Source organism: Kitasatospora sp. NPDC051984 (assembly GCF_044593455.1).
Taxonomy (GTDB): domain Bacteria; phylum Actinomycetota; class Actinomycetes; order Streptomycetales; family Streptomycetaceae; genus Kitasatospora.
Map to the genome: position 1 here is coordinate 1 of NZ_JBIUCB010000019.1, position 23908 is coordinate 23908.

27 protein-coding genes and 1 pseudogene are annotated in these 23908 nt (G+C 73.3%); 10 read left to right on the forward strand and 18 right to left on the reverse strand.

The genetic code is table 11. From position 1 onward, the window contains the following. The 4 genes and pseudogenes from ACIHEI_RS28455 to ACIHEI_RS28470 form a co-directional block, all read right to left on the reverse strand. A pseudogene (locus ACIHEI_RS28455) lies at nucleotides 1-380 on the reverse strand (electron transfer flavoprotein subunit alpha/FixB family protein); the annotation flags it as partial. A 38-nt stretch (nucleotides 381-418) separates the two neighbouring features. Continuing rightward, on the reverse strand, nucleotides 419-1204 hold the full coding sequence (locus ACIHEI_RS28460; RefSeq protein WP_387909780.1) for an electron transfer flavoprotein subunit beta/FixA family protein: 786 nt from the start codon (nucleotides 1202-1204) through the stop codon (nucleotides 419-421). 135 nt (nucleotides 1205-1339) lie between these two features. After that, nucleotides 1340-1813, reverse strand: coding sequence for a hypothetical protein (locus ACIHEI_RS28465; protein ID WP_392950986.1), 474 nt, complete (start codon nucleotides 1811-1813; stop codon nucleotides 1340-1342). 216 nt (nucleotides 1814-2029) lie between these two features. Then, nucleotides 2030-3760, reverse strand: coding sequence for an FAD-dependent oxidoreductase (locus tag ACIHEI_RS28470; RefSeq protein WP_396608656.1), 1731 nt, complete (start codon nucleotides 3758-3760; stop codon nucleotides 2030-2032). 71 nt (nucleotides 3761-3831) lie between these two features. On the opposite strand from ACIHEI_RS28470, the gene ACIHEI_RS28475 reads away from it, so the two are divergent. Then, a complete protein-coding gene (locus ACIHEI_RS28475; RefSeq protein ID WP_387649792.1) occupies nucleotides 3832-4443 on the forward strand; it encodes a helix-turn-helix domain-containing protein in 612 nt (203 codons plus the stop codon). A 66-nt stretch (nucleotides 4444-4509) separates the two neighbouring features. Here ACIHEI_RS28475 and ACIHEI_RS28480 read toward each other — a convergent pair whose 3' ends face one another. From ACIHEI_RS28480 to ACIHEI_RS28505, 6 genes are all read right to left on the reverse strand, one after another. Then, the gene (locus ACIHEI_RS28480) at nucleotides 4510-5109 is read right to left on the reverse strand and encodes a Tat pathway signal sequence domain protein (RefSeq protein ID WP_396608657.1); all 600 of its coding nucleotides are present in this window, start codon (nucleotides 5107-5109) and stop codon (nucleotides 4510-4512) included. A 68-nt stretch (nucleotides 5110-5177) separates the two neighbouring features. After that, entirely contained in the window at nucleotides 5178-5798 is a 621-nt protein-coding gene (locus ACIHEI_RS28485) for a Tat pathway signal sequence domain protein (protein WP_396608658.1), read from the reverse strand. A 103-nt stretch (nucleotides 5799-5901) separates the two neighbouring features. Continuing rightward, nucleotides 5902-6588, reverse strand: coding sequence for a Tat pathway signal sequence domain protein (locus ACIHEI_RS28490; RefSeq protein ID WP_396608659.1), 687 nt, complete (start codon nucleotides 6586-6588; stop codon nucleotides 5902-5904). A gap of 135 nt (nucleotides 6589-6723) precedes the next feature. Beyond that, nucleotides 6724-7338, reverse strand: coding sequence for a Tat pathway signal sequence domain protein (locus ACIHEI_RS28495; RefSeq protein ID WP_396608660.1), 615 nt, complete (start codon nucleotides 7336-7338; stop codon nucleotides 6724-6726). A 125-nt stretch (nucleotides 7339-7463) separates the two neighbouring features. After that, complete coding sequence (locus tag ACIHEI_RS28500) at nucleotides 7464-8138, reverse strand: Tat pathway signal sequence domain protein (RefSeq protein ID WP_387649802.1); 675 nt, start codon at nucleotides 8136-8138, stop codon at nucleotides 7464-7466. 149 nt (nucleotides 8139-8287) lie between these two features. Continuing rightward, nucleotides 8288-9262 (reverse strand): hypothetical protein, encoded by a 975-nt coding sequence (locus ACIHEI_RS28505; RefSeq protein WP_396608661.1) that lies wholly within the window; start codon nucleotides 9260-9262, stop codon nucleotides 8288-8290. Nucleotides 9263-9911: 649 nt separating this feature from the next. Between ACIHEI_RS28505 and ACIHEI_RS28510 the strand changes: the two genes are divergently transcribed. From ACIHEI_RS28510 to ACIHEI_RS28525, 4 genes are all read left to right on the forward strand, one after another. Continuing rightward, complete coding sequence (locus ACIHEI_RS28510) at nucleotides 9912-10541, forward strand: DUF6230 family protein (protein ID WP_392951006.1); 630 nt, start codon at nucleotides 9912-9914, stop codon at nucleotides 10539-10541. Then, nucleotides 10531-11034 carry a DUF6114 domain-containing protein gene (locus tag ACIHEI_RS28515; RefSeq protein ID WP_396608662.1) on the forward strand — a complete coding sequence of 168 codons (504 nt, stop codon included), beginning with the start codon at nucleotides 10531-10533 and terminating at the stop codon, nucleotides 11032-11034. The genes ACIHEI_RS28510 and ACIHEI_RS28515 overlap by 11 nt, the downstream gene beginning before the upstream one ends. A 317-nt stretch (nucleotides 11035-11351) precedes the next feature. Further along, nucleotides 11352-12002 carry an allophanate hydrolase subunit 1 gene (locus tag ACIHEI_RS28520; RefSeq protein ID WP_396608663.1) on the forward strand — a complete coding sequence of 217 codons (651 nt, stop codon included), beginning with the start codon at nucleotides 11352-11354 and terminating at the stop codon, nucleotides 12000-12002. Continuing rightward, nucleotides 11999-12859, forward strand: coding sequence for a biotin-dependent carboxyltransferase family protein (locus tag ACIHEI_RS28525; protein ID WP_396608664.1), 861 nt, complete (start codon nucleotides 11999-12001; stop codon nucleotides 12857-12859). Before ACIHEI_RS28520 ends, ACIHEI_RS28525 begins: the two co-directional genes overlap by 4 nt. A gap of 13 nt (nucleotides 12860-12872) precedes the next feature. Here ACIHEI_RS28525 and ACIHEI_RS28530 read toward each other — a convergent pair whose 3' ends face one another. The 3 genes from ACIHEI_RS28530 to ACIHEI_RS28540 form a co-directional block, all read right to left on the reverse strand. Next, nucleotides 12873-14279, reverse strand: a complete 1407-nt coding sequence (locus ACIHEI_RS28530) for a VWA-like domain-containing protein (protein ID WP_396608665.1) — start codon at nucleotides 14277-14279, stop codon at nucleotides 12873-12875. After that, nucleotides 14276-15496, reverse strand: coding sequence for an AAA family ATPase (locus tag ACIHEI_RS28535; RefSeq protein ID WP_396608666.1), 1221 nt, complete (start codon nucleotides 15494-15496; stop codon nucleotides 14276-14278). The genes ACIHEI_RS28530 and ACIHEI_RS28535 overlap by 4 nt, the downstream gene beginning before the upstream one ends. A 61-nt stretch (nucleotides 15497-15557) precedes the next feature. Next, nucleotides 15558-16877: a hypothetical protein gene (locus ACIHEI_RS28540; protein ID WP_396608667.1), complete on the reverse strand. Its 1320-nt coding sequence runs from the start codon at nucleotides 16875-16877 to the stop codon at nucleotides 15558-15560. A gap of 233 nt (nucleotides 16878-17110) precedes the next feature. Between ACIHEI_RS28540 and ACIHEI_RS28545 the strand changes: the two genes are divergently transcribed. From ACIHEI_RS28545 to ACIHEI_RS28555, 3 genes are all read left to right on the forward strand, one after another. Then, on the forward strand, nucleotides 17111-17980 hold the full coding sequence (locus tag ACIHEI_RS28545; protein WP_396608668.1) for an oxygenase MpaB family protein: 870 nt from the start codon (nucleotides 17111-17113) through the stop codon (nucleotides 17978-17980). A gap of 484 nt (nucleotides 17981-18464) precedes the next feature. Then, nucleotides 18465-18656 carry a hypothetical protein gene (locus tag ACIHEI_RS28550; protein WP_387649827.1) on the forward strand — a complete coding sequence of 64 codons (192 nt, stop codon included), beginning with the start codon at nucleotides 18465-18467 and terminating at the stop codon, nucleotides 18654-18656. Nucleotides 18657-18782: 126 nt separating this feature from the next. Beyond that, nucleotides 18783-19076, forward strand: a complete 294-nt coding sequence (locus tag ACIHEI_RS28555; RefSeq protein WP_396608669.1) for a WhiB family transcriptional regulator — start codon at nucleotides 18783-18785, stop codon at nucleotides 19074-19076. Between the two features lie 155 nt (nucleotides 19077-19231). Here the strand turns inward: ACIHEI_RS28555 and ACIHEI_RS28560 are convergent, their stop codons facing one another. The 3 genes from ACIHEI_RS28560 to ACIHEI_RS28570 form a co-directional block, all read right to left on the reverse strand. Beyond that, nucleotides 19232-19699 (reverse strand): ATP-binding protein, encoded by a 468-nt coding sequence (locus tag ACIHEI_RS28560; RefSeq protein ID WP_396608670.1) that lies wholly within the window; start codon nucleotides 19697-19699, stop codon nucleotides 19232-19234. A 100-nt stretch (nucleotides 19700-19799) separates the two neighbouring features. Continuing rightward, nucleotides 19800-20153, reverse strand: coding sequence for an STAS domain-containing protein (locus tag ACIHEI_RS28565; RefSeq protein ID WP_387649835.1), 354 nt, complete (start codon nucleotides 20151-20153; stop codon nucleotides 19800-19802). A 145-nt stretch (nucleotides 20154-20298) separates the two neighbouring features. After that, entirely contained in the window at nucleotides 20299-21237 is a 939-nt protein-coding gene (locus tag ACIHEI_RS28570; protein ID WP_396608671.1) for an RNA polymerase sigma factor SigF, read from the reverse strand. Between the two features lie 197 nt (nucleotides 21238-21434). On the opposite strand from ACIHEI_RS28570, the gene ACIHEI_RS28575 reads away from it, so the two are divergent. After that, on the forward strand, nucleotides 21435-21815 hold the full coding sequence (locus tag ACIHEI_RS28575) for a cyclase (RefSeq protein WP_396608672.1): 381 nt from the start codon (nucleotides 21435-21437) through the stop codon (nucleotides 21813-21815). 27 nt (nucleotides 21816-21842) lie between these two features. Here the strand turns inward: ACIHEI_RS28575 and ACIHEI_RS28580 are convergent, their stop codons facing one another. Next, complete coding sequence (locus ACIHEI_RS28580) at nucleotides 21843-22202, reverse strand: PRC-barrel domain-containing protein (RefSeq protein ID WP_387649843.1); 360 nt, start codon at nucleotides 22200-22202, stop codon at nucleotides 21843-21845. A gap of 94 nt (nucleotides 22203-22296) precedes the next feature. Beyond that, nucleotides 22297-22806 (reverse strand): MarR family winged helix-turn-helix transcriptional regulator, encoded by a 510-nt coding sequence (locus tag ACIHEI_RS28585; protein WP_396608673.1) that lies wholly within the window; start codon nucleotides 22804-22806, stop codon nucleotides 22297-22299. A 53-nt stretch (nucleotides 22807-22859) separates the two neighbouring features. On the opposite strand from ACIHEI_RS28585, the gene ACIHEI_RS28590 reads away from it, so the two are divergent. Further along, nucleotides 22860-23711, forward strand: coding sequence for an SAM-dependent methyltransferase (locus ACIHEI_RS28590; protein WP_396608674.1), 852 nt, complete (start codon nucleotides 22860-22862; stop codon nucleotides 23709-23711). Nucleotides 23712-23908: the final 197 nt, after the last annotated feature.

Sequence of the window (23908 nt, forward strand, 5' to 3'; positions counted from 1 at the left end):
GGACCGCTCTCGCCGGCCTCCAGGTCGACCGCGTCGGTGATCAGACCCGAACCCAGCCGCAGCGCGGTGCGGGCGGCGATCTCCTTGCCCTCGCCGCTGGAGGTGACCAGCACGGCGGCGGCACCGGTCGCCTTGGCGATCTGGGTGAGGGCGTCGACCTTGGGGACGACGAGGAGGGTGGTGAACTCGTCGGCGTCGGCGGTGTAGACCTTCGCCGCGCCGTACTCGGCGGCCTTGGCGGCGATGCCCGCGGCGCTGTCGCCGGCGCCGAGGACCACGGCGGAGGGGGTGCCGAGGCGGCGGGCCAGGGTCAGCAGTTCCAGGGCGGGCTTGCGCACCGCGCCGTCGGCGTGGTCGACCAGGACCAGGATCTCACTCATGACTAACTCCGTATCCTTCGATGGTTCCTGGCGGCCCGTCAGATGAACTTCTGCTCGGCGAGGTAGGTGGCGAGCTTCGTGCCGCCGTCGCCCTCGTCGGTCACGATGACGCCCTTGCTCCGCGCGGGGCGGGCGGTGATGTCCGCGACCTTCGTCCACGCGCCCGCGAGACCCACCGCGTCGGCGTCGATGCCCAGGTCGTCCAGGTCGAAGGAGGTCACCGGCTTCTTCTTCGCGGCCATGATGCCCTTGAACGACGGGTAACGGGCCTCACCGGACTGGTCGGTCACCGACACCACCGCCGGCAGCGCCGCCTGCACCGTCTCCGTCGCCGCGTCGCCGTCCCGGCGACCGGTCACCGTGCCACCCGAGACCGAGACCTCCGACAGCAGCGTGGCCTGCGCGACACCCAGGCGCTCCGCGAGCAGAGCGGGCAGCACGCCCATCGTGCCGTCGGTCGACGCCATGCCGCACACCACCAGGTCGTACCCGGTCTTCTCCAGCGCCGCGGCCAGGATCGCCGAGGTGCCCATCACATCCGTGCCGTGGATGTCGTCGTCGTTGACGTGCACGGCCTTGTCCGCGCCCATCGACAGCGCCTTGCGCAGCGCGTCCTTCGCGTCGTCCGGGCCCACCGTCAGCACCGTCACCTCGGCGCCGTCGTTCGCCTCCGCGATCCGCAGCGCCTGCTCGACGCCGTACTCGTCCAGCTCCGACAGGAGGCCGTCCACGCCCTCCCGATCGGTGGTCGCATCGTCCGCGAAGCGACGATCACCGGTCGCGTCGGGCACGTACTTCACACAGACAACGATCCTCAAGCTCACGGCCACCTTGTCCTTTCACGGCGCGGAGGGAACTCAGTACCCCCACTAGACCACACTCCGTGCCACAGATCCACTCTTCGGCGGGGTCAAGTGGAGTGATAGGGGACTCGGTGTCCTGGCTGAGGGAACTGAGTGTCAGGTGATCGGGGTCGGGCGGAGCGCGGCGGCCCAGGGCAGGGAGTACCAGGAGAGGAGGGCGAGCAGGGCGGCGCTGGGGAGTTCGGCGACGTAGGCGAATATCTCGGCGGTGCGGAAGGCGTCGCCGCGGTGGGCGGACCAGAGGTCGAAGAACGCGTCCATGGCCAGCAGGACGGCGGTGGCCGAAGCGATCGGGCTGGTGGCGCGGTGGCGGCGGTGGACCAGGGAGGCCAGCGAGAGCAGCGCGGCGGATTCGATCAGGTCCAGCCAGACCCAGGAGTTGGAGAGGTTGCGGGCACCGAAGTGGCCGCGGACGTTCAGGGCCAGGTCGACGATCCACGGCAGGAGCAGCACGGCGGCGACGCGGAACGCGATCGACAGCCAACGCAGCACCGCGCCCTCGTGGTTGGCCAGGGCCTTGCGGAAGCCGGGGCGGAACCTGGGACGGGACGCGGGGCGGATTGCGGGCACGCCGTGATCATAGGGCGGACGGCCGGTCGGGCGGGTGGCTCGGCGGGTAAGTGGCTGGTCGGGTGGGTGGCTGGTCGGGTGGGTGGCGCGTCGGGTGGGTGGCGCGTCGGGTGGGTGGCGCGTCGGGCGGGTGGACGAGAACGGGCGGGTGGACGAGAAGGGGCCGCCCGCGTGCGTGCGCGGGCGGCGGCCGTAGTGAGGGGAGTGCGGGGCGGTTCAGGCCGCGCGGCGCAGGCGGACCGTGGAGTCGCGGTGCGGGCGGGCGTCGGGGTCGGTGACGGGGTGCTCGGGGTGGTCGCGCCGGGGGTGCTCCTCGGCGCGCTCCACCGTCCAGGCGCCCGGGGCCAGGTGCAGGGAGTCGAGCACCTCGGCGGGGGTGGGGAAGGTCATCCCGGCGTGCTTGTGGTTGTGCTCGTCGTCGTTGTGCGCATGGTCGTGCGCGTGGTCGTGGGTGTGCGCGCCGTCGTTGTGCGCGTGGTCGTGGGTGTGCGCGCCGTCCTGCGGGTGCGCCTCGTCGGGGGCGTGGTTCTGGTGCCGGGCGGGGGCGACGGCGTGGCTGACGATCAGCAGGGTGCCGCCAGGGGCGACCGCGTCGGCGGCGCGGCGCAGCACCCGCTCGCGCGGGAACTCGGCTGGGGAGTGCAGGAATTGGGCCGAGACCAGGTCGTAGGAACCGGACGGGAAAGCGTTTGCCAGGTCGGTGCGCTGCCAGCTGATCCGGTCGGCGACGCCGGCGGCCGCGGCGCGGGCGGCGGCCCGGTCCAGGGCGACCTGGGAGATGTCGACGGCGGTGACCTGCCAGCCCTGCTGGGCCAGCCAGATCGCGTCGCCGCCCTCGCCGCAGCCGAGGTCGAGGGCGTGGCCGGGGGCGAGGCCGGTGACCTCGTGGGTGAGCGAGGCGTTTGGCCGGCCGCTCCAGATCTGCTCGCTCTCGCCGTAACGGTTCTCCCAGAACTCGACGGCCTCGACGGCGAGTCGGGTCTCCTCGGCGATCAGGTCGGCGTTGATGGCGGCGGCGGCCCGCAGGCCGTCGGCGGCGGCGACGGCGACCTGGGCCATCGGGTCGGTGAGGTTGCCGACCGCCCACACGCCCGGGGCCTCGGTGGCGCCGGCCGGGTCGGTGGTGGCGAGGCGTTCGCCCAGCTTGACGCCGTCGCGGACCAGCGCGGTCGGGGTGAGCCCGAGACCGGCGAGGAACGGTGCGCGCACGGCGAGGCCGGTGCCGACGCCGAGCGCGTCGCAGTCGATCACAGCGCCGTCGGCGAGCCGGACGCCGGTGAGCGCGTCGGCCTCGTTCTCGGGGAGGACGGCGACGACCTCGCCGGTGTGCACGGTGATGCCGCGGGCGGCGAGTTCGCGCCGCTGCTGCTCGGTGAACGGGCCGGCATTGTGGGCGAGCAGCGTGACGTCGGAGCTCCACTGGCGCCACAGCAGCGCCTGGTGGACGGCGACGGCGGGCTCGGTGGCGAGCACCGCGATCCGGCGGTCGCGGACCTCCCAGCCGTGGCAGTACGGGCAGTGCAGCACCTGCCGGCCCCAGCGCTCGGCCAGGCCGGGCAGTTCGGGCAGGACGTCGGTGGTGCCGGTGGCCAGCAGCACCCGGCGGGCGTGCACGGCGCTGCCGTCGGAGAGCTCGGCGCGGAAGGCGCCGTCCGGCTGCCGGGTGATGCCGCGCACCTCGGCGTCGTGGAACTCGCCGCCGTACGAGGCGACTTCGGCCCGGCCGCGGGCGAGCAGCTCGGTGGGCGGCACGCCCTCCTGGCCGAGCAGGCCGTGGGCGCCCTCGGCGGGCGCGTTGCGCGGCCGGCCGGCGTCGACGACCAGGACGGAGCGGCGGGCCCGGGCCAGGACGAGGGCGCCGCTCAGTCCGGCGGCGCCGCCGCCGACGACCAGGACGTCGTGGTGGCGGGCGGGGTGCGGGTGCGAATCGCGGTGGGTGGCGGTCATGGATCGATGGTGCGGCGCCGTGGCCGGATTGACAAACAATGTTGCTGAGGTGGCAAATGGAGGGTGAGTGGATGTCGAACGGGAGGAGTGCCGAGTTGAGTGAGGACTTCGAGGCGGTGCTGACGGCGGTAGGGCCGCGGCTGCGGGCGATCCGGCAGCAGCGCGGCACCACGCTCGCGCAGCTCAGCGAGGAGACCGGCATTTCGGTGAGCACGCTGTCTCGGCTGGAGTCGGGCGGCCGCCGGCCGACCCTGGAGCTGCTGCTGCCGCTGGCCCGGGCGCACGGGGTCGCGCTGGACGAGCTGGTGGACGCACCTCCGACGGGCGACCCGCGGGTGCGGCTGCGTCCGTTCGTCCGGCACGGGTGGACGTACCTGCCGCTGGCCCGCAACCTCGGCGGGATGCAGGCGTACAAGACGATCGTCCCGCCGGGGACCCGGGAGGACGCCGAGCAGCGCACCCACGAGGGCCACGAGTGGCTGTACGTGCTGTCCGGTCAGCTGCGGCTGCGGCTCGGCGAGCACGACGTGGTGCTGAAGGCGGGCGAGGCGGCCGAGTTCGACACCCGCACGCCACACGTGTTCACCAACGCGGGCTCGACGCCGGTGGAGTTCCTGAGCCTGTTCGGACCGCAGGGGGAGCGGGTGCATGTGCGGGCGCGGACCACGGGCAAGGAGAGTTGACGGGCCGTCAGGGCGGAGCGCCGCCTCCGGGAGCGGGGGCGGAGCCGAAGTGCCGGGTGTGGAGCGTCAGTTGAAGAGGTTGACCGGGCCGTAGGAAGCCGTGAATTCGAGGCTCGGGTAGCAGATGCTCGGGCCGGAGGACTTGGTGAGCAGCTGCTTGACCAGGGTGATCTGCGTGAGGTTGTTGGTGAGGTTGCCGTTCAGGAAGTTCGCGCGGTAGACGCAGGTGGCGACTCCGGCCAGCGTCTTGAGGACGACGGTGGTCTGGATGGAGCCGCTCGTGGGGGCGAGAACCAGCGGGGAGTCGGCCGTGTCGGCGATGGCGAGCGTGTACGGCAGGTTGTCCACGGTCAGGCTGATCACGGCGGTAACGCCGATGGTGTTGGAGACGCAGCTGCTGAACGTCAGCACGTTGACCGGGCCGGACAGGGTGCCCGGGCTGCTCGGGTTGACGGCGAGCGTGCCGCCGAGGTGGGAGGCGGCGCACTTGGTGCCACTGGTGGTGCCCGGGTAGAACAGCGTCGCATCGTCGTAGGCCAGGTCCGTGGACAGCGGGCCGCCGACGGTGGGGCGGGCCGGGGTTCTGGGCATGGCGCCGGCGGTGCCGGCCGGGAGGACGATCAGGGCGATCAGGGCGGTGGCGGCGGCGAAGAGGCGGTTGCGCACGAGGGTTCCTTCCGTCGGGGGAGAAGGTGCATGTGCGGGCGCTGCGCCGAACTTCCGGGTCGGGAACGTCAGTTGACGAGAGCGGCGGCGCCTTGCGTGACCGGGCCGTAGGAAGCGGAGAAGTCGATGGACGAGAAGCAGAGGCTCGGGCCGGCCGCCTTGGTGAGGTTCTGGGCGCTCAGGTTGAGCTGCGTCAGATTGTTGGTGGCGTTACCGTTCAGGACGTTCGCGCGGAAGACGCACGTGAGGTTTCCGGCCAGCGTCCTGGCGACGAGGGTGGCCTGGAGGTAGCCCGCCGAGGTCGGGAGGAGAACGAGCGGGTTGCCGGGCGCGTCGGAGACGGCGAGCGTGTACGGCAGGTTGTCCATGGTCAGGCTGGTCACGGAGACGAAGCCGGGAATGTTGGTGGTGCAGCCGCCGAAGGTGAGCGTGTCGACCGGGCCGGACAAGGTGCCCGGGGCGTTCGGGTCGGCGGCGACCGTGCCGCCGAGGTGGGAGGCGGTGCACTTGAAGCCCGAGGTGGTGCCCGGGGAGTACATCGTCACCACGGTGCCGGGGACGAGGTCCGCGGACAGCGGGTTGCCGACGGCGGGGAGGGCCGGGGTCTTGGGCGCGGCGTCGGCGGTGCCGGCCGGGAGGGCGATCAGGGCGATCAGGGCGGTGGCGGCGGCGAAGAGGCGGTTGCGCACGAGGGTTCCTTCCGCAGAGGGAGCGGGGGCGTGTGCCGGCCAGGGTGCGGCGGGGTGCCGCGCCCCGGGGAGGGCGCGGCACCGGGGTGGCTGGTGCGGGGTGTTACTGGACGAGGACGATGCCGCCGTTGCCCGGGGCGGTGTCCGTGACCGGGCCGTAGGAGGCGGTGAAGTCGATGTTCGCGGAGCAGATGCTCGGCCCGGCGATCTTGACGTAGCGCTGGAGGCTCAGGTTGATCCGCGGCGGGACGTTGGTGGCGTTGGCGTAAATGGCCGACCCGGTGGAGAGGTAGATGCAGGTGGCGGTGCCGGTCACCGTCTTGAGGATCGCGGTGACCTTGGGCTGGGTGCCTGACACCGGGGCGAGCGTGACGGGGTAGCCGGGCGAGTCGGTGACGCTCAGCGTGTAGGGCAGGTAGTCCATGGTCAGGCTGGTCACGCCGGTGACGCCGACCACGTTGGAGGTGCAGCCGCTGAAGGTCAGCGCGTTGATTTGGCTGGACGCGGTGGCGGAGCCGGTGGCGGCGGGGTTGGAGGTGACGTAGCCGGAGAGGTGGGAGGCGGTGCACTTGACGCCGGTGGTGGTGCCCGGGTTGTTCATCGTCGCCACGGTGCCGTTGGTCAGGTCGATCGACATCGGGTCGCCGGGGCTGACGGGCACGTTGTTGGCGGTGTAGAGAACGGCGCCGTCGCTGGCGTAGGCGTCGGCGTCGGCGATGCCGGCCGGGAGGGCGATCAGGGCGGTGGCGGCGGCCAGGGCGGCGGCGCCGGCGAGGAGGCGGTTGCGCACGAGGGTTCCTTCCTTCCGCAGGGCGAACGGGTGCAGGTGCGGGCGCGGACCACGGGCATGGAGAGTTGACGGTCCGGCATGGCGGAGCGCCGCGGCCCGGGGCGGGTGCGGCGCCGAAGTGCCGGGTGCGGAGCGTCAGTTGAATAGGCTGACCGGGCCGTAGGAGGCCGTGAACTCGATGTTCGGGAAGCAGATGCTCGGGCCGGAGGTCTTGGTGAGTACCTGCTTGACCAGGTCGATCTGCGTCTGGCCGTTGGTGACGTTGCCGTTCAGGACGCTCGCGTGCAGGACGCAAGTGGCGTTTCCGGCCAGCGTCTTGAGGACGGCGGTGGCCTGGATCACGCTGCCCGCGGAGGGGGTGAGAGCCACCGGGTAGCCGGCCGTGTCGGAGATGCTGAGCGTGTAGGGCAGGTTGTTCATGGTCAGGCTGGTCACCGAGGTGACGCCGGGCACGTTGGAGGTGCAGCCGCTGAACGTCAGCACGTTGACCGGGCCGGACAGGGTGGGTGTGTTCGGGTTGGCGGCGAGTGTGCCGTCGATGTGGGAGGCGGTGCACTTGACGCCGGTGGTGGTGCCCGGGTTGTACATCGTGGCCACGGTGCCGTAGGCGAGGTCCGTGGACAGCGGGCCGCCGACGTTGATCGTGTGGAGAGCCGGGGTTCGGGTCATGGCGTCGGCGGTGCCGGGGAGGGCGATCAGGGCGGTGGTGGCGGCCAGGGCGGTGGCGGCGGCGAAGAGGCGGTTGCGCACGAGGGTTCCTTCCGGTGGGGGAGCGGGTGCAGGCGCGCACCACGGGCAGGGAGAGTTGACGTCCCGCTATGGCGGAGCGCCGCGCCCCGGGGAGGGCGCGGCGCCGAAGTGCCGGGTGCGGAGCGTCAGTTGACGAGGACGACCTGGCCGTTGCCCGGAGCGGTGTCGGTGACCGGGCCGTAGGAGGCCGTGAACTCGATGCTCGGGAAGCAGATGCTCGGGCCGGAGGTCTTGGTGAGGAGCTGCTTGACCAGGTTGATCTGCGGCGGGACGTTGGTGGCGTTGCCGTTCAGGACGCTCGCGTGCAGGACGCAAGTGGCGGTTCCGGCAAGCGTCTTGAGGACGGCGGTGGCCTGGATCACGCCTGCGGAGGGGGTGAGAGCCACCGGGTAGCCGGCCGTGTCGGAGATGGCGAGCGTGTACGGCAGGTTGTTCATGGTCAGGCTGATCACGCCGGTGACGCCGGGCACGTTGGAGGTGCAGCCGCTGAACGTCAGTGTGTTGACCGGGCCGGACGCGGTGCCGCTGGTGGTCGGGGAGACGAGGGGGTTGGTGCCGACGGTGCCGCCGATGTGGGAGGCGGTGCAGGTGACGCCGGTGGTGGTGCCGGGATTGAACATGGTCGCCGCGGTGCCGGTGACCAGGTCGGCGGAGAGCGCGTCGCCGGCGTTCACGGCGACGCCGCTGCTGGTGTAGAGCAGGGGCCCGGCCACGGTGGCGTTGGCGGTGCCGGTCTGGAGGGCGACCAGGGCGGTGGCGGCGATCAGGGCGCCGGCGCCGGCGACGAGACGGTTGCGCATGAGGGTTCCTTCCGGTGGGTGGGGCGTCCGGTGAGGGTGGCCGCGGCCGGGTGGCCGGGGCGCTGCTCCGGGGGTGCGGAGCGCGTGCCCGCCCGCGGGGGCGGGCACGAGTCGGTGGGGGAGCGGCCGGCGGCCGCTTCACGAACGGGTCAGTGGGCGGCGCTGGCGGCCATCGCGGCGGTCAGGTCGGAGAGGCTCTCGTCCAGCGCGAAGTTGGCGTTGGTCTGCTGGAAGCTCACCGAGTTCTTGCCGGGCGTGGCGGGCAGGTTCATGGTCCAGTTGATGATCTGGTTGAGCGAACCGAGCAGACCGCAGCCGTTGGCCCCGGGTACCGAGAAGGTGTTGTCGACCAGGTTCGCGTTGTTCTCGGAGATCACCAGCGCGTTGTGGCCGTTCGGGTCCATGTTGAGGTCGACGGTGCCCGGGTCGCCGGTCATGGGGGCGGTCGGCGCGGGCGGGGCGGTGGTGCCGGTGGTGGGCTTCAGCACCAGCGGCGCGGAGTTGGAGCCGACGTAGCAGTCCGGGCCGAACAGCGCGTTGAACAGGTGCAGCTTGATCGGCAGCTGGAAGACGGGGTACGGCTCGCCGGTCGCCATCGGGGTGAACTTGGTGACGGGGCCCGCCAGTTCGACCTGGGCGAAGACGCTGGTGATGCCCGGCAGGAAGTTCGCGATGCCCGGGATGGTGATCTCCACCATCGGCGCGCTCATCAGCGGGGCGTTGGTGGGCGGCACCACGGTGTACTGGTTGGCGGTGGTGCCGTCCGGGAAGGTCACCGTGGGCCCGGACTTGTCCCAGTAGAAGCCGAACTGGAGCTTGATCGGGGAGTTGAACGGCACCACGGTGCTGCCCAGGGTGAACTTGCCGCCATTGGTGACCGACACCATGCAGCCGACCTGGAGGTTCGCCGGGTCCGTCATAGCGGGCGCGGTCAGCGGGCAGTTGCCCATGCCGGTGTACGGCCCGCCCGGTGCGGCGGCGGAGGCCGGGACGGTGCCGGCCAGCAGCGCGGCACTGGCCAGCGCGGCCGGGACGGCGAGGCGGCCGAGCAGCCGCCGGGAGCCGCGGCGGGCGGCGGGGCGGTCGGAGCTGCTGGCGGAGAGGTCCGGCTGGGTACGGCGCATGGTGGGGGAACTCCTCACGGCAAGGGGTCGGGGGGTGGCGGCCGGTGCTGGACGCTTCAACAGTGGTGCGGCGTACGGGTGTTCGGCGATCGGGTGGGTCGCTCGACGCCACGAGCGACTGGCCCGAAGGCGTACGACCGCACCTGCCGCCGGGCGGTCCGTGGTACCGGGGCCGGTCCGTACCGCCGGGGCGGGACGTGGTACCGGGGCGGGACGTGGTGCCGGGCGGGACGTGGTGTCGGGCGCGGCGCCCGGGGTCGCGAGGGCGCCGACATTCGAGGCGGAATATCACCCGGGGCCGCGCCCTGACAGCGCGGGGTTACCGCCGGGTACATCGCCAAGTTCTATGGGGGGTCGGACGGCAACGTCAAGGAGATGTGCGGAAGTTGGCAGGTCGGTGAGCGGAGTTCGAGTGATTCCTCGCCCCAATGGTCATTCCAGTCACAGGAGTTGACTGACGTTCAGATGTGTGGGGACGGTGCGCGAAGTATTGACCCGCCATGTACCCCGGGGTAACTTCCAGACAGCTCGCAGGTATGAGAAAGATCGTCAACTTCATTGCAAGAAAAGCTCGTTGACGCATCCGTCCACGCCAGGACCTCACCGCCCGCGAGCAGCGCACCCCCACTCGAACCCTCTGGAGCTGCACATGCCCCACCCCGCAGAACAACCCGCAGTCACCCCCTCCGGGCGTGGCCGGGTCCGGCTGCGCCGCGCCGCACTGATGGCGATACCCGCCTGCGTGACCGCCGGCGTCCTGGTGACCCTGACCGCGCAGAACGTCCTCGCCAACCAGTTCGCCATCTCCGGCATGGCGTTCGAGGTCACCGCCGACCGTTTGCACGGCACCGGGGTCGCGCAGTTCGGCGTACTGGACAACATGATCGAGAACAGCCCGAACGCCGGCGACACCGGCGGCCAGCTGTTCCTGATCCAGACCGCCGTCAAGTCGGCCGACCTGACCAAGCTCTGCCAGAGCGTCAACCTGGGCGGCATCAACCTGCTGATCACGGCGGGCGACAAGGGCACCCCGGTGCACGCGGAGAACCTCACCACCGACTCCGACCTGATGAGCGGCGAGGCCGAGTTCAAGGGCCTCGAAGTCGGCCGTGACGCCAGCACCTTCGACAAGGGCCCCGTCCAGGGCCCGCCCGGAATGTTCGGCCAGCAGGGCGACGAGGTGACCGTCGACCACTTCCGCCAGCGGAACTACGCCACCACCGCCGGAGTGTTCCGGCTGCCCAACATGCACCTCAGCTTCAGCACCGATGGCTGCTGAGTTCGACTCGGCACCGGACCGGGCGGCCGAGAACACCGCGGCCGCCCGGCCCACCGGTCCCGAAGACCCCGTCGTGGACGCCCCGCCGGCCGTTCCCGCCCGCACCGGCTTCGCGGGCTGGCGCGACCGCCGCCCGTTCTGGGGCGGCCTGCTGGTCACCCTGGCCGGCGCCGAGATCCTGTTCACCGAAAAAGCCCCGATGCACATGGTCATCCGCATCGGCCTGCTCGGCCTGGCCGGCTACGTCATCCCGACCCTCATGGTGCTCTGCGGACTGCTGCTGATCTTCCACCCCGTGCAGCGGCTCTTCTACTCCCTGGTCGCGGTCCTCGCCACCCTCGGCAGCTGGATCACCTCCAACATCGGAGGGTTCTTCATCGGCCTGCTGCTCGGCCTGGTCGGCAGCACTCTGGCTTTCGGCTGGCTCCCTGACCAACCCCTGAGCAAGCGCAAGGCGCGCCGTCTCGCCGAACGCGAAGCGACCCCGGCCTAGACCGGGGCGGCCCACGGCGCGGGAGCGTGGCCTGCGCCGTGCGCACCGTCCGCGACCCCCGCACACCGAGCGGTCGGGGGCCGCGGACGGCATTCCCGCGTCCGCCTGCTGCCGCCGCCTCCGCCTGCCGCGTCCGCCTGCTGCCGCCGCCTCCGCCTGCCGCGTCCGCCTGCTGCCGCCGCCTCCGCCTGCCGCGGCCTCCGTCCGGCGCGGACCGCGCTCCGGTGTACGGCGTACGCACCGCACCCGTCGCACGCTTGGTAGCTTGAGCCGAGGACGGCCCAGCAGTGGCCGGGCGAACGGAACAGGACGGTCCGGTGCGAGTACTGCCATGCGGGAGCGACGCCGTCCTGGTCGAGGTCGACACCGCCGACCAGGTCCAGCAGCTGCACGGTGCACTGCGCACCGCACCACCCACCGGCGTCACCGAACTCGTCCCCGCCGCCCGCACCGTGCTGGTCCGCTACGACCCCCGCGTCACCGACCCGCACCGCCTGCGTGCCGCCCTCGCCGCCCTGCCGCACACCGCCGCCGCCCGAACCGCCGTCCTCGCCGGCGACGAGCCCGACGCCGTCCGCGTGCCCGTCCGCTACGACGGACCCGACCTCGCGGAGGTCGCCGCCCGCGCCGGGCTGACCGAACGCCAGGTGATCGAACGGCACACCGCCGCGCACTACCGCGTCGCGTTCTGCGGCTTCGCCCCCGGCTTCGCCTACCTCACCGGCCTCGACCCGCAACTGCGCCTGCCCCGCCGCAGCGAACCCCGCACCCGGGTGCCCGCCGGATCCGTCGCCGTCGCCGACGAGTACACCGGCATCTACCCCAGCCCCTCGCCCGGCGGCTGGCACCTGCTCGGCAGCACCGCACTCACCCTGTGGGACCCCGCCACCGACCCGCCCACCCGACTGCGCCCAGGCACCGCCGTCCGCTTCGTCGAGGTGTCGGAGAGTGCGGGGAGTGGGGCATGAAGCGCGCCGAACTGCTGGTCGTCCGCGCCGGGTTCGGCGCCACCGTGCAGGACCTCGGACGCCCCGGGCTGGCCGCGCTCGGCGTCGGCCGGGCCGGGGCCGCCGACCGCGACGCGCTGCGGCTGGCCAACCGGCTGGTCGGCAACCCCGAGGATGCCGCCGGCCTCGAAGCGCCCATGGGCGGACTCGAGTTGGCCTTCCCCCGCGCCACCACCTGCGCGCTCACCGGCGCCGACTGCCCGGCCTGGATCGACGGCCGCGCCGCCCCCGCCCGCACCCCGCTGCGCGTCCCCGCCGGCGCCCGGCTGCGCCTCGGCACCCCCACCCGCGGCCTGCGGGTCTACCTCGCCGTCCGCGGCGGCCTGGACGTCCCCCCGGTGCTCGGCTCGCGCGCCACCGACACACTCGCCGGAATCGGCCCCGACCGGCTGACGGCCGGCCAACTGCTGCCCCTCGGCGACGCCGCCACCGGCTGGCCCACCGCCGACCACGCCCCGCGACCCGCCCCCGCCGACCGCACCGTGCTGCACGTACTGCCCGGCCCGCGCGAGGACTGGTTCACCGCCGGCGCGCTGCGCACCCTGCTCACCGAGCCGTACACCGTCACCCCCGACAGCGACCGGGTCGGCATGCGGCTGGACGGGCCCGCCCTGGAGCGCGCCCGCACCGGCGAACTCCCCTCCGAGGGCATGGTCGGCGGGGCGCTGCAGGTGCCGCCGTCCGGGCGGCCGATCCTGTTCCTGGCCGACCACCCCGTCACCGGCGGCTACCCCGTCATCGCGGTGGTCCGCCGGGCCGACCTCGGCGCCGCCGCGCAGGCCCGCCCCGGCGACACCCTGCACTTCCGGCTAAGCTGAACTTCTGTGGTGCTCAGCCGAGTTGAACCACCCGCGCCCACTCCGGCGGTCGCTCCGGCCGATAGTTCGGATCGTCCTCGTTGATGTGGGAGGGGCGGCGGAACAGGCCGACCACCGTCCGGCAGGCCGGCTGGCGGGACGGCCACGCCGTCTGGCCGTCCGTCAGCGCCACCACCACGTCCGGGGTGGGGCGCAGGCGCAGCGCGGCCGCGAAGCCCTCCCGCAGGTCGGTGCCGCCACCGCCGACCAGCGTCAACATGCCGTCGCCGCCGATCCGTTGGACCTGCCCGGCGGCGGCGTCGCAGGAGATCACCGACAGTAGCTCGCGCCGCCCGCCGAGGGTGCGGGCGATCGCGGCGATCTCCAGCAGCGCGGTGCCCAGCTCCTGGTCGCTGACCGAGCCGGAGGTGTCCACCACCACGGCCACCCGCGGCAGTTGGTGGCGCAGCGCGGGCAGTACGACGCCCGGAAGGGCGGTGGCGCGGCGCGCCGGGCGGCCGTACGTGTAGTCGGAGCCCGCGCCCGCGCCGGCCACCGCCGAGCGGACCGCCGCGCCGAGCAACTCCCGCCACGGCTGCGGCGGATGGAACGCCTCCCGGGCCCAGCGCCGCCAGCCCGCCGGGGTCTCGCCCGGCCGCCCGAGGATGCCCTCGGCGACCCGGAACCGGACCAGGTCGCTCTCGTGCGGCTGGAGCCCCTGGCTGCCGTCCGGGCCGAGCTCCCACGCGCGGTCCAGGCCGTCCGCGCAACTTCCGCACTCCACCCAGCCGGTGAGGTCGGTTTGCGGGCCGAGCGTGAACCTCGTCAGGTACTCCTCCATCAGCAGGCCCGGCGGCAGGCGGAGGGTCTCCGGGTAGACGGCGTCCTTCGGGCGGACCAGGCCGTCGCCGAACACGTCGTCGTTGATCTCGCAGTCCGCCGCCAGGTTGATCCGCAGCCGGCCCTCCGGCCCATACAGCCGGTACTTGCGCATCGCCCGGTCGCCGCGGGCGGCGTGGTCGCGCAGCAGGTGGGAGACCTCGTGCACCCAGATCGAGGCGAGTTCCTCCTCCGACCGGGCGGCCACGAACGCGGGGGAGACGTAGCAGCGCCAGTACCGGTCCACCGCCATGGTCGGCACCTGCACCGATTCGACCACCTGCATCGCGAACAGCGCGGTGGCCAGGTACGGGCGGGCCCGGACCGCCTGCAGGCGGGCCGCGTACAGCTTCTCCAGGTCCAGCGGCGGCCCGGCCGGGCGGGGCGCGCGCGGGTGGGGTGCGCGCGGGTGGGGTGCGCGCGGGTGGGGTGCGCACTGTTCCGGGTCGTGCGGCCGGTGCGGGACGGGTGCGGGGCGGGGCTTCGGCGGGCGCGGCTTCGGCGCGGTTGACGCCGGTGGGGTCGGTGTCGATGGGCCCGCGGCCGGGCGGTGCGTGCTCATCGGCGGCCCGCGCCGGCGGCGGCGCTGACCCGGGCGGCGGCCCGGTCGGCCCGGCGGGACAGTTCCAGCGCGCCCGCGAACCGTTCGATCAACGCCGGTACCTCCCAGTCGGGTTGGCGCAGTGAGGTGAGCGTGGTGACGGGTACCACCAGCACGTCCGCGGTGCCGGTCTGCAGCGCCCGAGCCATCAACGCCCAGGCGGCGTCCCAGCGTTGCCGGGTCGGCCGGGAGCGGACGGCGGCGACCACCGCGTCCAGCACGGTCTGCCGCAGGTCGCCGCGGGCCGGCAGTTCGGCGTTGTCCGGGTCGGCGAGCAGGTCCTCGGGGGCGGGCAGGTCCATCCGGTCGACGACGGCCAGCAGTTCGAGGCCGGGCCCGTCACCGACCGTGCCGCGCACCAGCATCGACAGCACCTCGCGGGACGAGCCGGCGGCCGAACCGAACGCCAGCAGCCGCACCGTCATCTCCCAACTGCGCGGCGAGGGCCAGGCCCTGCCGCGCCGGGTTTCGGCGGACGGCAGCCGGTGGGTCAGTTCGGGTCGCACCGTCAGCAGGTCGCACACCGCGCGGCGGGCGAACTCGACGGCGGCGGGCAGCCGTTCGGCGTCCAGCCGGGGCAGTTCGGCGCGCGGCCACACCCCGCCGAGGCCGCGCACCACCACCTGCGGGTCGTGCATCCAGTCGAGGTGGACGAACCGGTTGGCGAGCGGTGCGCTCAGCTCCCAGCCGTCGGCGGCCGAGGCGCGCGGGTTGGCCGCCGCCACAATCCTTACGCCCGGCGGGAGTTGCAGCGCCCCGATGCGGCGCTCCAGCACCAGGCGGAGCAGCGCCGCCTGCACGGCCGGTGGGGCGGTGGAGAGTTCGTCGAGGAACAGCAGCCCGCGGCCCTGCCGGACCAGGCGCACCGCCCAGTCCGGCGGGGCGAGCGGCACACCGTCGGTGGCCGGGTCCGCGCCGATCACCGGCAGGCCGGAGAAGTCGGACGGCTCGTGCACGCTGGCGATCACCGTGGTGAGCGGCAGGTCGAGTTCGGCGGCGAGCTGGTTCAGTGCGGCGGTCTTGCCGATGCCCGGTTCGCCCCAGAGAAGTACGGGGAGATCGGCGGCGACGGCGAGGGTCAGGGCCTCGATCTGGAGGTCCCGGCGGGGTTCGGTGGTGGACTCGGCGAGAAGCTTCAACAGGTTGTCGGCGACGGCGAGTTGGGCGGTGGAAGGCATGGGTGATCACCTGGGGAGGGAAGAGTCGGATGCCGGTGCTTCGGGTTGCGCCGGGCGAAGGTCAGTGCCGGTGTGCGAAGGCGCAATCGGCGCGGAGGCACCACCGGTGGCCGCGTGGCGGGCGGGGACGGTGCGGGCGGCCGTTCGGCAGCGGTTCGGACAGCGCGAGTGCGGCTGTGCGGGCACGGCGAAGCCGGCCGGGGTCGAGCCCGGCCCGGTGCAGCGCGGCCGTCTGCCGTTGGCTGTCGTCCTCGGCGAGCCGGTCGGCGAGCGGGCCGGGGAGCAACGGTGCTTCCCCGCCGATCACTTGACGGACGGCCGTGAGCGCGCCGGACCGGTCGCCGTGCAGCAGCCGCTGCACGATGGCGTCCAGGTCGTCGGGCTTCCGGTGCGCGCGGTCGATGGTCTGCAGGCAGGGCAGCGGTGGGCCGCCGAACGCCAACAGCAGTTCCTCGCGCCGCAGTTGGTCCGGCGGATGGTCCAGTGCGGTGAGCCGGCCGTCCACCAGCGCGAGCCGGTGGCGGGCGCCCCGGCAGTCCACCAGCAGCGGATCCGCCGAGGACGGCGGCGCCGCGCGCGCCGGGCGGTGGCCCGGGACGAGCGCCGCCGCGACCAGCGGATGCAACCGGTCGGCGTCCAGCGCCCCCGAGCGCAGCAGCCACACGTCGGGCGGGGCCCAGGTGGCGGCGTCCGGGAGCACCGGCAGGCCGCGCGCCGCACGCAGTTCCGCGCCGACGGCCCCGTCGGTGGGGTCGAGCAGCAGGAACCGGCGGGAGGACAGCCGCACCGCGACCGGCGTGTCGGGCGGGAGCCCGTCCGCCCTGCGCAGCAGCCGTGCCTCGAACTCCCATCCGGTGTTAGCGAACTGACTGTCCGTCAGGTCGCTCGTCCGGTCGGCGAGTTCGGGGGCGCGGCGGGCGTCCCAGAGGTGTCGGTGCAGGTCGAGGCGGAAACGTGGCTGCGGGCGGCCTGCCGGGGCATCCGCGTGCCACAGCGAAAGTTCGATCCGCTGGTCCGACGCCGCGTGGCGCGGCGCGGTGTGCGCCACCAGGTGGAACGCGGTAGGTCCGTCCCGCGGGTAGCGGGCGAGCGTGGCGCGCAGCCCCGGCCGCAGCAGCCCGTCAGGGGCCGTCCGCGGCAGGTGCCAGCGCAGCAGGTCCGGAGCCAAGTGGCGTAGGTCGGAGCGCAGTTGACCGGCGAGCTCGGAACCGTACGCGCGGGCGACGGCCCGGACGTCGAATTCCACGTCGAACCGGGCAGCAGCGCAGGCGCCGCCCCAGTCGCCGGCCTCGCGGCGGGCGGTGGCGGTATCGATCATGGCCGGGGGAACGGCGAACTGCCGTACGCGCGGCCAGAAGCAGGTACGAGTGTCCTCGTCCATCAGCGAAGTATCGTGCATCAGCACTCACTTCGAAGGGACGGGACCTCCAATCCATGAGTAGTCATCGCCGGTGATCCTAGCTGGTCACCGGGTGTGCTGTCAGCCCCGTTCGGTGGCGGGGCCGCGCGGCGTAGGGTGGCGGCAGGGAGAACCAGGGAAGATCAGGGGCCGGGAGGTGCACGGCGGTGACAGGCGGGTGGCGGCGGCCGGTTCAGGTACTGCGGCGGAGGCTGTTGCGGGAGATCAACGCGACGGTGCACGGCGCTGACCTTCATATGGAGCGCTACGACCGGCCGCTGGGCGACCCCGGGCTGTTCGGTGCGTCCAGCGTGGTGTGGCGGGTGCACGAACACCCCGCCGGGATGCTGGTCGGCGGATTCGCCGCGCTGATGCTCCAATCGCTGCACCCCGTGGCGATGCGCGCCGTCGCCGAGCACTCCGACTACCGCACCGACCCCACCGGGCGGCTGCACCGCACCGCGCGGTTCGTCTCCACCACCACGCTCGGCTCCTCCGCGGCCGCGGAGGCCGCGATCGCGGGCGTGCGCCGCATCCACCGCTACGTCCGGGGCTTCGACGCGACGGGCCGGCCGTACCGGGCCGACGATCCCGAACTGCTCTGCTGGGTGCACACCGCGGAGGTGTCCTGCTTCCTGCTGGGGCACCAAGTCTTCTCCGGGCAACGGAAGTTGACCGGTGCCGGGTGCGATGCGTACCTGTCCGAGGTGGCGCTGATCGGCGAGCTGCTCGGCGCGGACGGGGTGCCCGGCTCGCGCGCCGAGGTCGCCGCCTACCTGGCCCGGGTGCGGGGCGAACTGCGGGCCGGCCCCGAGGCGTTGGAGGCCGTTGCGCTCCTGCGAGGCTTCGGGCGCAGCCGGCGCGAGCGGCTCGCGGTACGGGTGCTCACCAACGCGGCCGTCGGGCTGCTGCCCGGCTGGGCCCGCAACGAACTCGGCATCCGCCGCCCCTGGCCGGTACGCCGCCTCTGGGACCGCCCACTGGCCCGGCTGCTCGGCGCGGTGATGGTGTGGGCCTGCGGCCTGTCCCCGATCAGGGCTGCCGCACACGCCCGGGCGGAGGCCCGCGTCGGGACGGCGGGGTGACGTCGGGCGGGCGGGTGACGTCGGGCGGGTGACGTCGGACGCGCGACGTGGGGCGGGTGACGTCGGGCGGGTGACGTCGGGCGGGCGGGGAAGCGCGGTGAGCTGAGCGCCGGCAGGGCGTGGAAGCGGCCGCCGTCCGGGGCTGGGTCCGGAATTGGCGGCCGTTTCGGGATCGTCGGCGTTCGGTGCTGGGCACTTGGGGAACGGGGGTGGGCCTCAGTACTGGGGCCGACGGCCGTGGTTCGCCTTGTGCCTGGCGCGGGCCTTCTTCTTGCGGCGTCGCTTGGACGACATGGCCACACTCTCCTCTCGCGACAGCGGACAACGGGCCCCCCGTCCACCGTGCGCCTGTCGTCGCGATGGCGCCAACCGGACGCCGGGGACGGTCCGTTGCGGGAAGAACGCGGAGTGCGATGGCCGGGTGCGGCGGCGGATCGGGACGCACCATGGAGACGAGGGGGCGACGACTGCTGCGGGAGGCGAGATGTCGCATCACACGCACGGAACGCACGGAACGCACGACGCACCGGCCGACGAGTGGCCGCCCACCGAGACTCCGGAGGCCGAGATGACCGCCGAGGGCTCGCCGCCGCCGGACGAGAGCGAGAAGACGGCGGAGGACGGCCCCGAGTTCGCCGTGCCGGTGTCCTCGCCGCCGGAGCCCGAGGAGGACTGACCGGAGCGGCCCCCAAGCCTCGCAGGAACCGGCGCCGAGGGCGGTTCGGGCGGCGGATCGCGGTTACACGGACGGGCACACCAGTTCGTCCGCCGATCCGACTGTCTGATCGCCAGGAGGAAGCCGATGACCGTGATCTCCCGTCTGCCCGCCGCCATCGAGGAGGAGTGGGACTGGCAGCTGCAGGGCGCCTGCCGGGCCGCCGACGCCCGGCTGTTCTTCCACCCGGCCGGCGAGCGCGGCCAGGCCCACGACGACCGCGACCGGGCCGCGAAGGCGGTCTGCGCCCGCTGCCCCGTCCGCGAACGCTGCCTGCGGCACGCGCTCGCCACCCGGGAACGCTACGGGGTGTGGGGCGGCCGCACCGAGGAGGAACGGCGGCACATGCTGCGCCGGCGGCGACGCAATCGCGGCCGGTGAGGCAGTCGCAGCCAGTGAGGCAGTCGCAGCCGGTGAGGCAATCACGGCCGGTGAGGCAGTCGCGGCCGGTGAGGCAGTCGCGGCCGGTGAGCGGCGCAGAGAGAGGCGGCCTCCGATCGCAGGGGGCCGCCTTTGCGTTTGCCGGCGCGCGCGGCCTACGCGCGTAGCCGGGAGGCGTCGATTTCCGCCCAGATGGACTTGCCGCGGGCGTGCAGGTCGGCGCCCCAGCGGTCGGCGGTACGTTGCACGATGTACAGGCCGTGACCGCCGGGGAGGCCGGGGCGGTGGGGGGTGCGCAGGGCGGGCAGGACGGAGGAGGCGTCGGAGACCTCGACCCGCAGGCGGGCCGGGGTGGCGTCCAGGACGAGTTCGAGCGGGCCGCCGGCGTGCAGCATGGCGTTGCCGACGAGTTCGGCGACCAACAGAACGACGTCCTCGCCGAGGCCGGCGTCGGACGGGGTGGACCACGACCAGTCGGCGAGCGCCTCCGCGGTGAACGCGCGGGCCCGGGCCACCGGCCGGGGGATGCCCGCCAGCCGCAGCCGGCGGCGCTGGCCGCCGGGGGGCAGGACCGCGCCGGCGTCCGGGCGGTCGCCGTCCAGGGTTCCCCGACTGGGCGTCACGGGCGGGTTTCCTTCGGTCTCGACGGCAGGCTCACGGGTCGGTTGCCCGGCCAGGGCCGGATTATGCCTGGTGCGGCGGACGGTACGCGGACGGAGGGTCTCACCGGTCGGCGTCGAGGGCCGCGTCCACGGTGTCGTGGATGGTGAACACGGCTTTCGCGCCGGTCAGTTCGAGCAGGTGCCGGACCGGCCCGGAGAGCGCCGCGAGCCGGAACGGCAGTTCGGTGTCGGCCGCGGTCATCCGGGTCTGCAACAGCAGGTTCAGCCCGGACGAGTCGCAGAAGTCGACCCGCCCGAGGTCGATCACGAGCGTCCGGAGGCGCTGGGCCAGCAGTTGGTCCAGCGCCTCCCGGGCGGGCTCCAGGGTCTCGATGTCCAGATCGCCCGACAGCGTGCACACCGCCGCGTTCGACGGCGTGTGCCGCACCTCCACCGCCAGGGGGGCCACGGGCATGTTCTCGGCTGGCATCCTTGTCCTGTTCCCTCGACCGGTCTGGTTCGACCATACGCACGGCGGGCGCGACGGTCGAGGCCGGGTGCGCCGTGCGGTGGGGTGGTCGGGGTCAAAAGCCCTTGTGCTATGCGGAATTGACGTAACGTCAGATCTCGTCGCCGTCGGCGGTCAGGCCGGTGCGCAACCTGGCCAGGGTGCGGGACAGCAGCCGGGACACGTGCATCTGGGACAGGCCGAGGCGGGCGCCGATCTGCGACTGGGTGAGGTCCTCGGTGAATCGCATCGAGAGGATCAGCCGTTCGCGCTCCGGGAGTTGGGCGATCAGCGGCTTCAGCGCGACCAGGTGCTCCACCAGCCCGTACCCGCCGTCCACCCGGCCGAGGCGTTCGGCGGGCTGCTGCCCGTCGCTCTCGCCGGGGACGGTCAGGTCGAGCGAGCCGGCGGTGTGCGCGTTGGCTGCGGCCAGGCCCTCGATCACCTGCTCCTCGGGCAGCGACAGGTGCGCGGCGAGGTCGGCGACGGTCGGCTCGCGGTCCAGCGTCTGCGCCAGCGCGTCCTGCGCCCTGGCCAGGTCGAGGCGCAACTCCTGGAGCCGGCGCGGCACATGGACGGACCAGGTGGTGTCGCGGAAGTGGCGCCGTATCTCGCCGACGATGGTCGGCACCGCGTACGTGGTGAACTCCACCCCGAGGCCGGGATCGAAGCGGTCGATGGCCTTGATCAGGCCGACCGAGCCGACCTGCAGCAGATCCTCGTACGGCTCCTTGGTGCGGCCGAAGCGGCGGATCGCGAACCGGACCAGCGTCAGGTTCAGCTCCACCAGCGTGCTGCGGACGTACGAGTACTCCCGGGTGCCCTCCTCCAGGCCCGCCAGACGGCGCAGCAGCACGCGGCTCAGCTCGCGGGCGTCGGCGGGCGTGGCGTGGGTGGGGTCCGCGAGGGCGCTGGCGGGGTCCGCGAGAACGCGGTCCGTGTGGGTCGGGTCCGCGAGGGCGTCGGCCTGGGCGGCCGAGGGCGCTCCGAGCGGCTCGGAGGTCGCCCCGGCGGGTGCGGACAGGAGAAGTTCATCAGTGGGCACAGGCATGCCTTTCCTTTCCTCGTCTCCGGCCGGTCCGTCCCCGGGTACCCGATCGGCTGAGGGTCATGCCTGGCAAACGTGTGAAGTTTCCGTGCCTGCACTCCCCCCGGCTGCCGGTGCATGCCGGCCGGCGGACGGGGCAGGCGCAGCGCGGACGCGGACCGCAGCCGGGCGGCCGCATTCGGTGAGGAGAGGAGAACACTATGGGCCGGATCGAGGAATCCGTGGAGATCGACGCCCCGATCGAGGCGGTCTACCGCGCGTGGACCGATCGCGTGTCGCTGCCCGCCTGCATGCGTGGCGGAGCGGGCCGCGGGGCCGCCGCCACCGAGGTGGTGCCGCTGGAGCGGATCGCCTGGAGCGGCGGCGAGGACCGGACCGGGCACTCCGGCGTGGTCACGTTCCACCGCGCCGGGGCCGGCATGGAGGACGGCACCCGGGTGATGCTGCAGCTGGACACCGAGCCGCACGGCCTCTGGGACCACCTGGTGGAGGGCCTCGGCTTCACCGACCGGCACGTCATCGACGGACTCGCCGCGTTCAAGGCGGACGTCGAGCGGCACCGGCCGGGCCTGGCCGCCTGAGCCGTATCAGCTGCCCGCGCAGCGGTGTCAGCGGCGGGCGAGGCGCCGTTCGCCGCCCGCGCCGGTGGCGTAGTCGAGGTTGTAGTGCGAGAACACCTCGGGTTCCTGTTCGGCGGCCAGGATGCCGTCGGGGTCGATGGACGGCGCGCCCTTCACGAGGTTGCGGTCGTACGGGACCCGCACGTAGTCCGGCCCGACCACCGCGTCCGCGACCGGCACGAACACCAGGCGGCGCTTGCTGAACATCGGGCCCACCGTGACGGTGGCGAAGGAGGGCAGGTCGGTGGCGGTGTCGACGTAGATGTTCTCCAGGGTGCCGATCTTCTTGCTCTCCTGGTCGACCACGTCGTGCCCGCGCCACTCGCGGATTTCGGTGATCTTGATCATTGACGGCCTCCGATGGCTGGACGGTCCGCCGGGGGTACGGCCTGTTCGGCGGTGCGGACCATGGCGGGACGAGGGGTTCCCGACCCGTCCATGGTCATCGACGGTGGCCGGGTCCGCCCGTTCGCGCGTCGGTGTCCGGCGCGGGCATGCGCGCCTCGGTGTCCGGCGCGGGCGTGCGCGCCTCGGTGTCCGGCGGGAGCAGCAGTGCGGCCAGTTCGTCGAGCAGCTCGGCGACCCGGCGGGCCTGCTCCGGGTCGGGGACGGCCCTGGCGATGACGGGTTCGGCCGGTCGGGCGACCCGGGCCCTGATGTAGCCGCGGGCGAGTTCGGAGGCGCGCAGCAGGGTGCGGCGGCCGTCCGCCGGGTCGGTCGCGGCGTCCAGCAGGCCGCGTTCGCGTAGCCGTGCGACCGAGGTGGAGACGTGGCTCTGGGCGAAGCCGGTGCGGACCCGGATGTCCTGCACCGAGGTGTCCGGGTGTCGGTACACGTCGGAGATCACCGCGATCTCGCCGGGGGAGAGGGTCGCCGAGGCGTGGTCGGTGACCATCTCCCGGCCGAGCTCGGTCAGTCGCTTGCCGAGCCGCAGCAGTCGTACGCCGTCCATGCGCGGCAGAATACATCTTCACAGATGCATCGGTGCCGATGTAGTTTTCCGGCATGACGACCCAAGAGCCGGTCACCCCCGGCCTGCCCGCCGCCGATCGCCTGAGCCCCGTGTCCCGCACCGCCCTTGCCGTGGCCTGGGGCCGCGCCCACGAGAGCGCCCAGCCCGACCCGCTGTTCGTCGACCCCTACGCGCTCGCCTTCGTCACCGCCGCCGGCCAGCCGCCGCGCCCCGGCAACGGCAAGCCGCTCGGACCGCTCGCCCGCCGCCTGCTCATGCACGGAATCCTGCGCACCCGCCACTACGACGACCGGCTGCTCGCCGCCGACACCCGCCAGATCGTCGTGCTCGCCGCCGGCCTCGACACCCGAGCCCACCGACTGCCCTGGCCCGACGGCACCCGCCTGTACGAGATCGACCTGCCGCCCGTCCTCGCCTTCAAGGAGCAGGTCCTCACCGCCCACGGCGCCCGACCGCAGTGCGAGCGCACCGCGCTGCCCGCCGACCTCACCGGCCCCGACTGGCCCGAACGGCTCCGCGCCGCCGGCTTCGACCCCGAGCAACCCACCGCCTGGCTCGCCGAAGGGCTGCTGGTCTACCTCGACGCCGACCAGGCAGCCCAACTGCTCACCACCGTCGGCGGGTTGTCCGCCACCGGCAGCCGCCTGCTGGTCGAACAGGGCCGAGATGTCAGCCGCACGCCCGTCGAGGAGGGCCTCACCGAGATGACCGCCCTGTGGCGCGGCGGCCTCGGACCCGGGACGGCCGACTGGCTCGACGCCCACGGCTGGACCACCCGCTTCACCTCCCTCGAGGACATCGCCGCCACCCACGGCCGCACCCTGCCGCCCGCCACCGGCACCGGCACCGCCACCAACGGCTTCCTGGAGGCCGTGCGGACCTGACCGCCAACGCCGCTGCGGCATCCGCCCGTTCGCCATCGGGCGGGCGAACAGGCCGAGGCCGCAGGCGGGTTGATCCGATCAGGAGGTCGCGCGGTGCTGGAAGGTGTCGCGGTGGCCGTCGCCGAGGAGTTCGGGGGCGCAGCGATGGGGGGCGCTCCCACAAGGGACCTTTGGGGTGCATCGCCCGGTGGTGGCAC